This window comes from Dysgonomonas sp. HGC4 (assembly GCF_001261715.1).
Classification (GTDB): Bacteria; Bacteroidota; Bacteroidia; order Bacteroidales; family Dysgonomonadaceae; genus Dysgonomonas_A.
On the sequence record NZ_CVRU01000083.1, the window covers coordinates 1 to 12,470 of the forward strand.

A 12,470-nucleotide genomic window follows, 5' to 3' on the forward strand; every position below is an offset into this window, starting at 1 on the left:
TATAATATACTGTGTTTGTTTATATATGTGTGATAATTAATATATTAAAGTTTAATACTTATTCTATCATATTTTAATATTATAGTAATCCCTGTTTCTATAACTTTATATCTATAGCGGGTATTTTATATCATTTTTTTATTGATAGATAGCTGTTAATATACTGTATATTACCCCTCTTTTATTAATGAAATTAAATTATTTAATGCTCATTTAGTTATTCAAAACCTCTTTTTTAAGTTGCTAATTCTATTTTGATAGATTATGTTGTGAGAGGGATGTTTTATAGGGGAGAAATGCTTATGTTTATACATAAAAAATGCAGATTTAAAGAATTAGATATAACTTTGTACTCCATTTGTAGAGATTTCAACTCTGTTGATGGTCTTTTTTGTGGCGATTGATGGTTTGTAGACTTTTTAAACTATCGATTTTAAGGTCTTAGACCTTTCTTTAGGTTTTAGAAGACATAATGTCTATGGCTTGTTATGCTTCTGAAACGCATCATTTAATATTTTTATTTACTTTAATAATGAAAATTAGCAATATAAATTTTTCTGATTATCCTGTTTTCCTTGCTCCAATGGAGGATGTTACGGATATGGATTTCAGAGTTTTGTGTAAACACTTCGGAGCTGACATGGTTTATACAGAGTTTGTTTCTAGCGATGCTCTGATAAGACATGTAAATAAGACTAAAGAAAAGCTGACTATCTGCGAAGCTGAGCGTCCTGTTGCCATACAGATATATGGTAGGGAAGTAGAAGCAATGGTAGAGGCAGCTAAAATTTGTGAGGAGGCGCAGCCCGATATTATTGATATAAACTTTGGTTGTCCAGTAAAAAAGGTGGCAGGTAAAGGTGCAGGTTCGGGTATGATGAAAACTCCTGAACTTATGGTAGAGATAACACGCGAAGTTGTAAAGGCGGTAAACTTGCCTGTTACGCTGAAAACTCGTTTAGGTTGGGACCATGATTCGAAAATAATTGTAGAACTTGCTGAGCAATTGCAAGATGTGGGTATACAAGCATTAACTATTCATGGTAGAACCCGTAGTCAGATGTATAGAGACGATGCAGATTGGTCTTTAATTGCCGATGTGAAGAACAATCAGCGTATGCATATACCGATTATTGGTAATGGCGATGTTACTACCCCTGAAGAATGCAAACGTCGATTTGATGAGACGGGTGTAGATGCAGTGATGATAGGGCGTGGAGCTATTGGTAATCCATGGATATTTAAGGAAGTGAAACATTTTCTTAAAACAGGAGAGTCATTACCCAGTGAATCATTTGTTTGGTATTTAAATATTCTGAAAGACTATATTCAAAAGAATGTAGATCAGTCAGGGGAACGAGGAGGCATTATTCATAGTCGCAGGCATTTAGCTGCAAGTAATTTGTTTAAAGGTATTCCCGATTTTAAAAAGACCCGTATTGCCATGCTAAGGGCAGCAACTCTAGAAGAGTTATTCTCTATATTAGACTCTATCCCCAATGAATTTGAGCTTCAATAAATAAGCTTATTATATTCTAAAATAAAGAGTCGGATACTGGTTTCACAACTGGTATCCGACTATAATTGAGTTAGTAGTAAAATCTTTATTTTAAGCTAAAGTCAGAAGCTAACACTTCCTTATCTTTATTGTTGATATTCAAGTAATCTACAGTAAGTAAGTTTCCCTCCGAATTATATAGATACATTGCATATTTTATTTCGTTTTCCCAAGCCTTGTTCAAATCATTGTATGTTGTATACGAAAGCATTTGGAGTTGTCCATTGTTTGTGTACTCATATTGATATTTTCGAATCGCATTCCATTTCGATTGATTAGAATCCCATACAGATAGCACTTTCTCACTAATGTTTCCATTGTTGTCATACTTATTTTCGTATTGCTTAATAAGCGTAAGATTCTTGTCGTCTTCCCCTTTACAAACAGTTGTTTTTACTATTTGTCCTACATTATTTACTTCTTCGTTTTTATAGAAGTTGTCTTTAGTTGAGGCATTTACTATATTGCCTATTAGAGCTAGGGCTGAGATAGCTAAGGTAATTATTATTGTTTTCATGATTCTGAGTATTTATAGTTAAGCACTGTTTAGATATAAGACTGCTTGTTGATATTATTTGTTACAAATTGATGCTTTTTTAATATATTTTTTCATTTTTTAGAGAGCTGTTTAGCAGGGACGGGGTAATCCCCGTCCGTTATTGTATCAAGAAAAATGGTGTTATTTATAAACTGTGACTAATATGGAATTGATTGATTATTTAGTCGTTATCCCAATTATCAAAGTAGTGATGGCGGTAATTGATCGGCTCATCTATTATTACTGTCTTGTTAGCAGGAGAATTAATCTCAATTTCAAATATTTCGCGATTCCAAGAGTTGTCTTTATTATATAAATGAGGTTTGAGTAATACTAGCGAATCTTGTATATTGTAATTAAATTTTGCATTTGTTGCTTTTGCTTTTGCTGCTTGATAGCTTTTATCAAAAGCAGTCTTTTTAATTTTAATTTCAAAATTCTTGTAGATAGTATCTCTATTCACTCGAATCTTTGGTAGAATAAACCATGATCTCGGATTACCATCTAATGTGTATAGTTCATTATCTCCTTTGCCCCAAGTGTATGCAGCTTGTAAATCTTGATGCAGCTTTACATAGAGGGTGTCGGATGATGTATTTATATCTATCTTCTCGGTGAAATCAGCATCTTCTTTATAGTTTATAGCTTGCTTTGCTGTGACGATTCCGATATAAGAGCCAGCTCCAACCCATATTAAAAATGCAACTCCAAATATAATAAAGTCTTTAGGCGTTATTTTCGTACAAATTATAATTCCCAGATAGATTAAACAAATTGCAGGTAAGAACCAGATTATTGCTAATGCAATATTAATGTTGCTCGAATATAAACCGAACATATTTAGTAGCTCGGAAGTTGAGGGCAAGTTTAGTGCAGCCGGAAAAAATATTGAGAAGCCTCCAATTAGCATTATTGCTATACCAATTAGAAATATAATAGTGCCGCTTGCTGCCTTAATGATAGATCCTAATACACTACCTATTTTGCTTTCTCTTTTTCTAGAAACCTTAGCAGTTCTGTTTTCTATCGCTTCTATACTTGGATCTTCTCCCGACATAGCTAGCTTTTGAGCCATTGTTTTCGCTTTTGGCATTGCTATCCAAAGTAAGAGGTATGAGGCTAAAAGGTATCCGCCTAGCTTCCCTGTAATGAAACCTGCTAAAGCAATACTTGCAGCGTAACCAATTCGAACTAAGACTACATCGATGTGGAAATATTTAGCCAATCCTGCACATACCCCTCCGAGAATACCATTCTCAGTATCTCTGTATAGTTTTTTGCGAATGGTTGTATTCTCCGGTTTTTCAGTTTGGCTATTATCGCTGGTATCCGTTGCTTCTGCTTCGAAGTCAACCGGGTTTCCCATAATGCCTATGATGCTATTAGCGTCTTCCAGAGTTATTATATTCTCGCTCTTGCTTGCTTTCATTTGTAGGAGTTCGCACATACGAGCTTCTATGTCTGCGATAATTTCACTACCATCTTCTTTATTTTCGAAGTGTATTTTCAAATTATCAAGATACGATTTCAGTATTTCGTACGCATCAGCATCTAAAGTGAATGCGTATCCTCCTATGCTGGCTTTTATTGTTTCTTTCATTTTGGTACTTTTTTAGTCTTGTAATTTGTTTTCAACCGTTTGATTCAGAAGTGTTCAGAACTTGATTTTTTCTGATGCGGGCAATTGTATTTACCAGATCAGCCCATACATTGTCTAGCTCTGCTAATACTGCTTTACCTTTGTCTGTGATAGAATAGTACTTACGGGGAGGTCCTTGGGTAGATTCTTCCCATCTGTATGAAAGTAATTCTTGATTTTTTTGTCTGGTTAGTAAGGGATATAATGTTCCTTCAACCACTATCATTTCCGATTCTTTCAACTCATTGATAATCGAAGATGCATACGCATCGCCTTCCGACAGGATGCTAAGAATACAGTATTCGAGAATACCTTTTCTCATTTGAGCTTTTATATTGTCTACATTAATTGGTTCCATATTCTGAGTTTTAAGTGCGTAAGTTTTAACTTCCTTATAATCTATTTGTTATTGTCTTTTGCTACAAAGAGGTTCGTAATCACGAAGTTTAAAGTATCACCTGTTTATTCTGTATTTTGTGATTGCAGCTGCCTCTTATTGTTATGCTAAACCTGAGCAACAAAAAGATTTAAGTCTTTATTTACTATAATGCTTTAGGTTTTCTGCTGTTATAGGCTCTCCGTTCATTTCCATTTTTTGGATAACAGTTTCGGCCTTTGGCATAATTACCCATAGAATGATGTAAGCGAGTAGGGCAGAACCACCGAAGAAAAATACAAGGACAAAGATGGCTCTGATTATTGTTGTGTCTATATCAAAATATGAGGCAAGTCCTCCGCAAACACCGGCTAAAACTCTGTCATCCATGTTGCGATATAGTTTCTTATTTGTTTTCATTTTTCTGTTTGTTTTTTGTTGCGAATTATTGTTATCTGAATTTGTAGAAGGACCTACTTCTCCAAGGCATTCAATTACGATTCTTACAGAATCTTCTCCAATGACTTGATTTGGATATTTTATTTCTTTCTGAAATATCTCAGCAACTCTGGCTTCTACATCTTCCATTATTTCTTTAGCATCTTCTTTAGGTAATGATGCTTCGAATCTCGATAAATATGCCTTTAATTGGATGTAGGCATCATCTTCAATTGTGAAATTGATTCCTCCGATATTGACTTCTACAACTTTTTTCATATCTGTAATTTTTATCTATTTTCTTATACAATGATTTATGCTATACAAATATATGTAATTATTTTAGTACTATGCAATACATAATACTATCCTGTAGCTTGTAGTGGGTTTTGTGTTTTGATGTAAATTGCTTATATGTAGCGCTTTATGTATATATGAATTTCCATTTATTTAACATTATTTAACTTTTGGGGCAAAAAAAAGAGGAAGTGTGTAAATCACTTCCTCTTTGAGGCTTTTATTTTTATAGACGTTACGTTATAAATTGATCTTTGACCTTACATTCTATCCGGTACTTCAATACCTAATAACTGCATACCTGCTTTTACTATTTTACCTACATTAGAAGATAAGGTAAGTCTTAATTCTTTTATATTTTTATCTTCTTCTTTTAAGATAGAGTGATCGTGATAGAATTGATTATACTCTTTTACTAATTCGTATACATAGTTTGCGATAAGCGCAGGGTTGTATTCGTCTCCTGCTTGCTTAAGAGTGCTTGCAAATTCGGCAGTAAGTTGAATTAATGCGGTCTCTTTTTCAGTAAGAGAGGTTTGAACTTCTAATCTTTGAGGAATAATTAATCCTTGTTCTGCTGCTTTTCTTAATACTGATTGTATACGAGCGTATGTGTATTGAATGAATGGACCTGTGTTTCCGTTGAAATCTATTGACTCGGCAGGATTAAAGACCATATTCTTTTTAGGATCAACTTTCAGAATGAAGTATTTTAAAGCACCTAAGCCAACTATGCGTGCAATATTAGCAGCTTCTTCTTCAGTGCAATTATCTAGTTTACCTAATTCTTCGGAAGTTTCGCGTGCAGTAGTTACCATGTCTTCTATCAGATCATCAGCATCTACTACCGTTCCTTCTCTCGATTTCATGCGTCCCATACCTTTGGGTAGTTCAACCATTCCATAAGAAAAGTGCACTAAGTCTTTTCCAAATTGGAAGCCTAATTTATCGAGAATGATAGAAAGTACCTGAAAATGATAGTTTTGTTCGTTTCCGACTACGTACACCATCTTGTCGATGGGGAAATCTTTATAACGTTGTTCGGCAGTTCCGATATCTTGAGTCATATATACTGAGGTACCGTCGCCACGGAGGAGTAATTTTTGGTCGAGGCCTTCTTCCGAAAGGTCAACCCATACCGATCCATCTTCTTTCTTATAGAATATATTCTTTTCCAGACCTTCAAGCACTTTGTCTTTCCCGTCCAGATATGTTTCCGATTCGTAATATATTTTGTCGAAGTCAACACCCAACACTTTGTAAGTCTCACCAAACCCAGCGTATACCCAGCTGTTCATGGTTTTCCATAGTTCCACAGTTTCTGAGTCTCCTGCTTCCCACATTCTAAGCATTTCGCGAGCTTCTGCCATTAAGGTCGATTTTGCTTCTGCTTCTTCCTTGCTAAGACCTTCGCTTTGTAGCTTGTCTAGTTCGGCTTTGTAATGTTTGTCGAATAGAACATAATATTGGCCTACAAGGTGGTCGCCTTTTTCTCCTGTGGATTCAGGAGTGGCTCCATTTCCCCATTTCTTCCAGGCAAGCATCGATTTACATATATGTATACCTCTATCATTTACGATATTGGTTTTCTTTACATTGTATCCGTTAGCTTTTAGAACTTCAGCAAGAGCAAAACCTAATAGGTTGTTTCGAATGTGCCCTAAATGCAGCGGTTTATTTGTGTTAGGAGATGAGTACTCGATCATCACTAATGGCGAGTTGTCCGTAGGTTGTACTATCCCGTAATTCTCTTCAGAATTGATATCAGAAAGTAATTCAATCCAACACGATGAATTTATTTCTAGATTCAAAAAACCTTTTACAACATTAAAGTCTGAAACCTCGGGACTATTGGCTTTAAGCCATTCTCCAATTTCCTGAGCGGTTTGCTCCGGTCCTTTTTTCGAAATTTTCAAAAAAGGAAAAGCTACTAGAGTAAGATGTCCTTTAAATTCTTTTCTAGTTTTTTGAAGTTGAACCAAAGAGTTATCTACTTCTGTATTATATAAATTCTTGATTGCCGAAATAATACTTGTCAGTATTGCTTGTTCTACTTTCATTATTAAAAATTTTTCGTCTTAATTTCTAGATGCTGTAAGTTATCTATTACTTTATTGTTCAGAGTAAACGTAGTATTCCACTTTTAAAAGGCAAAGCAATAAAAAGGTCAGACACCTTAATTTTGATTTTAAGGTGCAAAGCTACAAAAAAGATTGAAAAGGTAAGGTGTTAGGTCTTTTTATTGCTTGGATAAGCGTATTAGTCAAAGCTTGTTATAGTCAATGTGTGTATTATTATTTCCTCGTGTAGTTTGTGTCCTAAGTTTTGTAAATATAAAAAATGGGAAAAAATCGTTGATTCTGTCCCATTTTTCTAAATCTTTGTTCTCTGATTTACAGGTCAGATAGTTCAGCTCCGGCTTTAAATTTAACCACTTTTTTCGCAGGGATATCAATTGCCTCTTTAGTTCTAGGATTAATACCCTTTCTTGCAGCTTTTTCAGATACAGAATATGTACCGAAGCCCACAAGAGCAATTTTTTCACCTTTTTTTAATTCGGCACCTACTGTTTCAATAAATGCATCTAGTGCTTTTTTAGAGTCAACTTTGCTTAGTCCAGCTTTTTCTGAAATAGCATTAATCAGTTCAGTTTTATTCATAATATTGCAATAAAAAATATAAATTAATTAATTAAACTGTATTTTAACGACTTACTTACATATTTAAACACCAAATATAGATTATAGTTTAGTAACTATCAAAAAAAAAGATGAAAAAACCGCCGCTAAAAGGGCATTTAAACTAAAAAAAAGGCAAACTAAGGCTTCTTACGGCGGTGTAAACGAAAAATATACCTATTTTTGCCTAAATTTAGAGCATAGAAAAAATATATGAATCAGAATAGAGGAGGAATGTTTGGATCGGTGCCACCGGTAACGTTGAATTTAATTATTTTAAATGCGTTGTTTTGGGTTGCACAAGTGGTGTTTGCCAATAAAGGGATAGATATTACAACTTATCTGGGACTTCATTATTTTAAGTCAGACTTATTTTATCCTCACCAGATTATTACCTATATGTTTTTGCACGATGCGTCGGGAATCACGCATTTGTTCTTTAATATGTTTGCTGTTTTTATGTTTGGTCGAACACTCGAGATGGTGTGGGGAGGAAAGCGATTCCTTTTTTACTATATCGTTACAGGTATAGGAGCGGCATTATTTAATATGTTGGTTGTTTATATCCGTATCAATGCCGCCGAAAGTGAATTGTCGCCTGAGATACTGGCTGAAATATATAGAAATGGAGCAGAACTGATTAGTACAGGTCGAAATTATGCAGATCCTTTACTTGGAGGATTCAATGCTTTGCTAAACCAAACAATGGTGGGTGCTTCGGGTGCTGTATTTGGTATTCTTGTTGCATTTGGTATGTTATTCCCTAATGTTGAATTAATCGCAATATTATTCCCTATTCCTATTAAAGCCAAATATTTTGTTATTCTATATGGAGTTGCAGAGCTATTTATGGGTGTATGGGATAGAACGGGAGATAATGTAGCACACTTTGCTCACTTAGGAGGATTGTTGACAGGTTTTATATTAATATTATATTGGAGAAGAAATAATAAGAGGAATGGGAAATTCTATTAAATCAATATTTAATAATTTAAAATATCGCGATTCATTGTCACAATTGATAATTATCAATGTGGCCGTATTTCTTATTATTGCATTATTGAGAGTATTTGCAGTTCTGTTTGAATTACAAACGCCCGATTTACAGGGATATATTGAAGTTTCTTCTAATATTGGAGTTACTGCCAAACACATCTGGGTATTATTTACTTATATGTTTGTTCATTACGAGATTTTGCATATACTATTTAATATGCTTATGTTGTATTGGTTTGGACGAATATTCCTGACTTATTTTACTCCTAAAAATTTAGTTGCCCTTTATATTTTGGGAGGATTAGCGGGAGCTCTCTTTTATATTCTTACTTTTAATACAATACCTTATTTTATAAAAATGAATCCTTCGTCTATGATTGGAGCATCGGCTTCGGTTATGGCAATTATATTTGGTGCGGCATTTTACAATAAAGACCAGGAGGTAATGATGCTTCTGTTTGGACGTGTAAAAATCATATATATCGCAATTTTTATATTTGTCCTCGATTTTTTAGCATTAGGAGGAAGCTCTAATGTTGGTGGGCATATTGCTCATATAGGAGGGGCGTTAACAGGATATTATTATGCTATTCAATACCGAAAAGGAAAAGATATTACACGATGGATTAATCTTTTGATCGATAAGATTGTTAATCTATTTAAAGCTAAGCCAAAGATGAGGGTTACGCGTAATAATAATTCGAAAGACGATGCGAGTTATAATCAGCGTAAGTATAGTGAATCTTTAGAGATAGACCGTATCTTAGATAAGATTAAACAGTCGGGCTACAATAGCTTGAATGATGATGAAAAAAAACGATTATTTGATGCCAGTAACAAGTAAACAGATATTTGAATATTTAAGGCGCACCTTTCACTCTTTTGTCCTAGGGATAAATATATTTACCTTACTCTTGCTTTTAAGCTCTTTTCTTAGTTGGGGTATTTCGCCTGCTAGAACTCTTATCTTTGCATATCTGGGTTTGGCTTTCCCTTTTATCCTGATGGTTAATTTATTGCTGCTTGTCTTTTGGTGCATTATTTCAAAATGGAAGATTGCTTTATTTAATGTTATAGTATTGGCTATATGTTATAGCCCTATCACAACTTATTTTCCGATCAATATATTTTCGGGTACACCTCCAGAAGGAAGCATTAAGATATTGTCTTATAATGTAAGAGGATTTAACTGGGAATTGAATAAGAAGTGGAGCGCAGATATGCCGATGGTTCAATATCTGAAATCAGTAGATGCTGATATTATATGTATGCAAGAATATGTAGTTTCAACAAGTGATAAGCATGCAAGTACGAGAAATTTGCAGAAAGTGTTGAAAGTATATCCGTATTATTCGGTAATACCTTTGCGCCCCAGCAATGGAAGGTACGAATACGGCTTAGCTTGTTTTTCTAAATATCCAATTAAGTCAATTCTTAGTATTCCTATTGTATCATCCGATAATGGAGTTGCTCTCTATAAGATAGAGGTGAATGGAAAGATAATTACAGTTATCAATAATCATTTAGAGTCAAATAGATTGACATCTGCTGATAAAAAACTGTATAAGGATTTTCTTAGAGCAAGAGATTCGCATAAATTAGATGAGGTAACTCAGAGTTTGGAGAATAAGTTAGGATCGGCTTTCAGAAAGAGAGCGCCACAAGTAAATATGGTTGCCCGTTATGTTGAAGAACAAACTACTGATGCTATAATTGTTTGTGGAGATTTTAATGACAGTCCTATCTCTTATTCGTATAAAACAATAAAGAAAGATTTATTGGATTCTTATGCCGAGACGGGTTTTGGACCTGGGATAACTTATCATGAGAATTATTTTTGGTTTAGAATTGATTTTATTATGCATTCAAGGAATTTGAAAGCATATAAATGTACAGTAGATAAGGTTAAGTTTTCGGATCATTATCCTATTTGGACGTATCTACATTTTAAATAATGGCTTAGGCCTAGTTCGTTATTACACTCCTGCCTGTTGTGTTTGTACAATAATGCAGTGAATATTTATTTTAGAAAAAAGGTTATGTATAAAATTAGTAAACAGTTTGCTTTTTCAGCATCTCATATATTAGAAGGGTTGTCAGACGATCATCCTTGTTCAAGATTGCACGGGCATAATTATATTGTTACTATTCATCTTAAATCCGAAACCTTGAATGAAGTTGGTTTTGTAAAGGATTATAGGGAATTGAGTATTGTGAAAGAATATATTGACAATAATTTAGATCACAGACATCTTAATGATGTGTTTTCTGTAAATCCTACCGCAGAAAATATGGCGCGTGAATTATATACTATTTTCGTAAAGGAGATTCCGCAGATATACGCTGTTGAAGTTTGTGAAACGCCTAAAACATCTGCTATATATGAAGCTTAATGTAAATGAAATATTCTATTCATTGCAGGGTGAAGGGGGGAGAGTAGGAGAGCCATCTATTTTCATCAGACTAACTCAGTGTAACCTTACTTGTTCTTTCTGTGATACCGATTTTGCAGAAGGAGACGATATGACTTTAGAGGAAATAGCTGCAACCATTGCTGTCTATCCTTGTAAATGGATCATATGGACGGGTGGAGAACCTACAATCCAATTAAAAGATGAACATGTGGCTTATTTTAGAGAGAAAGGTTATAAACAAGCAATAGAAACAAATGGGACACGTCGTGTACCCTCTTTGATTGATTATATAACATGCAGCCCTAAAATGAAATATGAAGATATACGGAAGAAAATTCCTTCGGTAAATGAAATTCGTATTCCAATTGAAAGAGGGAATATATTGCCAGATGTGTCGGTGTTTCCAAAAGCCGATAAATATTTTGTCAGTCCTATATTCGACGGAGACAAGATTAACTTAGATAATGTGAGTTACTGTGTTGATTTGGTGAAAGAGAATCCTGTATGGAGTTTAAGTCTGCAGGTACATAAATTGATACATATTGAATGAATAAATTCGAATTACATATATTAGGTTGTGGGTCGGCTTTGCCTACTATGCAGCATGCTCCCACATCGCAGGTTTTGAACGTTAGAGAAAAATTATTCATGATAGATTGTGGTGAGGGTACTCAGTTGCAATTTAGAAGAGCTCGTTTACGTTTCAACCGATTGAATCAGATATTTATATCGCATTTGCATGGAGACCATTGTTTTGGACTGATTGGTTTAATTTCAACTTTAGGGCTCTTAGGGAGAACAGGAGACTTGGTTATACATGCAGTTGCTGATCTCGAGAAAATGCTGCGACCTCAATTGGAATACTTTTGTAGGGACTTATCATTTGAGGTGATAATAAAGCCATTTGATCATACTAAAAATGAAGTGATTTATGAGGATCGATCAGTAAAAGTCAGTACAATTCCCTTAGATCACAGAGTTGCTTGTGCCGGATTTCTTTTTGAAGAGGCTGAAAATGATTTGCATCTGGATGGAGAAGCAATTAAGTTCTATAATATTCCGATAAGAGATTTGGCAAGTATCAAAAAAGGAGGAGATTATACGTCTGAGGATGGGCTTATTATTCCTAATAATAGATTAACTAAACCTGCCGATGCTTCGCGTAAATATGCATTTTGCTCAGATACGGCATATAAAGAAGATATAATTCCGATTATACAAGGTGTTGACTTATTGTATCACGAAGCGACCTTTTTAGAGGAAGATAAAGCCCGTGCAAGAGAGACTAGACATACAACAGCGGGGCAAGCAGCACAGATTGCATTGAAAGCAAATGTGAAGAAATTAATGCTGGGTCATTATTCTTCGAGATACTCTGATGATAGCTTGTTTTTGGATGAGGCAGTGAAGATTTTTCCTCATACTATTCTTGCTAACGAATTATTATTAGAAAAATTATAAATAGCTGAAAAAAAAATCATTTTTCCCTTTAGATTTAACTAAAAAGCATTACATTTGTGTGTATCTAATTTAACA

General features: G+C 34.4%; 13 protein-coding genes. 7 read left to right on the forward strand and 6 right to left on the reverse strand.

The window, feature by feature from the left end:
* Positions 1-532 precede the first annotated feature (532 nt).
* A complete protein-coding gene (dusB, locus tag HGC4_RS08190) occupies positions 533-1,519 on the forward strand; it encodes a tRNA dihydrouridine synthase DusB (RefSeq protein ID WP_050709645.1) in 987 nt (328 codons plus the stop codon).
* Between the two features lie 85 nt (positions 1,520-1,604).
* On the opposite strand, the gene HGC4_RS08195 is transcribed toward dusB, so the two are convergent.
* The 6 genes from HGC4_RS08195 to HGC4_RS08220 form a co-directional block, all read right to left on the reverse strand.
* A complete protein-coding gene (locus HGC4_RS08195) occupies positions 1,605-2,075 on the reverse strand; it encodes a DUF3836 domain-containing protein (protein ID WP_050709646.1) in 471 nt (156 codons plus the stop codon).
* 202 nt (positions 2,076-2,277) lie between these two features.
* A complete protein-coding gene (locus HGC4_RS08200; protein ID WP_050709647.1) occupies positions 2,278-3,696 on the reverse strand; it encodes a PspC domain-containing protein in 1,419 nt (472 codons plus the stop codon).
* A gap of 31 nt (positions 3,697-3,727) precedes the next feature.
* Positions 3,728-4,093, reverse strand: coding sequence for a PadR family transcriptional regulator (locus tag HGC4_RS08205; protein WP_050709648.1), 366 nt, complete (start codon positions 4,091-4,093; stop codon positions 3,728-3,730).
* A 177-nt stretch (positions 4,094-4,270) separates the two neighbouring features.
* Positions 4,271-4,828 (reverse strand): PspC domain-containing protein, encoded by a 558-nt coding sequence (locus HGC4_RS08210; protein WP_050709649.1) that lies wholly within the window; start codon positions 4,826-4,828, stop codon positions 4,271-4,273.
* A gap of 278 nt (positions 4,829-5,106) precedes the next feature.
* Positions 5,107-6,906, reverse strand: a complete 1,800-nt coding sequence (gene argS / locus HGC4_RS08215) for an arginine--tRNA ligase (protein ID WP_050709650.1) — start codon at positions 6,904-6,906, stop codon at positions 5,107-5,109.
* Between the two features lie 333 nt (positions 6,907-7,239).
* The gene (locus HGC4_RS08220; protein ID WP_050709651.1) at positions 7,240-7,506 is read right to left on the reverse strand and encodes an HU family DNA-binding protein; all 267 of its coding nucleotides are present in this window, start codon (positions 7,504-7,506) and stop codon (positions 7,240-7,242) included.
* Positions 7,507-7,737: 231 nt separating this feature from the next.
* On the opposite strand from HGC4_RS08220, the gene HGC4_RS08225 reads away from it, so the two are divergent.
* From HGC4_RS08225 to HGC4_RS08250, 6 genes are all read left to right on the forward strand, one after another.
* The gene (locus tag HGC4_RS08225; protein WP_050709652.1) at positions 7,738-8,499 is read left to right on the forward strand and encodes a rhomboid family intramembrane serine protease; all 762 of its coding nucleotides are present in this window, start codon (positions 7,738-7,740) and stop codon (positions 8,497-8,499) included.
* The gene (locus HGC4_RS08230) at positions 8,483-9,364 is read left to right on the forward strand and encodes a rhomboid family protein (RefSeq protein WP_050709653.1); all 882 of its coding nucleotides are present in this window, start codon (positions 8,483-8,485) and stop codon (positions 9,362-9,364) included. The genes HGC4_RS08225 and HGC4_RS08230 overlap by 17 nt, the downstream gene beginning before the upstream one ends.
* On the forward strand, positions 9,348-10,475 hold the full coding sequence (locus HGC4_RS08235) for an endonuclease/exonuclease/phosphatase family protein (RefSeq protein ID WP_157258192.1): 1,128 nt from the start codon (positions 9,348-9,350) through the stop codon (positions 10,473-10,475). Before HGC4_RS08230 ends, HGC4_RS08235 begins: the two co-directional genes overlap by 17 nt.
* 84 nt (positions 10,476-10,559) lie before the next feature.
* The gene (locus HGC4_RS08240; RefSeq protein ID WP_050709655.1) at positions 10,560-10,913 is read left to right on the forward strand and encodes a 6-pyruvoyl trahydropterin synthase family protein; all 354 of its coding nucleotides are present in this window, start codon (positions 10,560-10,562) and stop codon (positions 10,911-10,913) included.
* Positions 10,903-11,484: a 7-carboxy-7-deazaguanine synthase QueE gene (locus tag HGC4_RS08245; protein ID WP_050709656.1), complete on the forward strand. Its 582-nt coding sequence runs from the start codon at positions 10,903-10,905 to the stop codon at positions 11,482-11,484. The genes HGC4_RS08240 and HGC4_RS08245 overlap by 11 nt, the downstream gene beginning before the upstream one ends.
* Positions 11,481-12,395, forward strand: a complete 915-nt coding sequence (locus tag HGC4_RS08250; RefSeq protein ID WP_050709657.1) for a ribonuclease Z — start codon at positions 11,481-11,483, stop codon at positions 12,393-12,395. Before HGC4_RS08245 ends, HGC4_RS08250 begins: the two co-directional genes overlap by 4 nt.
* The last annotated feature ends 75 nt before the right edge of the window (positions 12,396-12,470 follow it).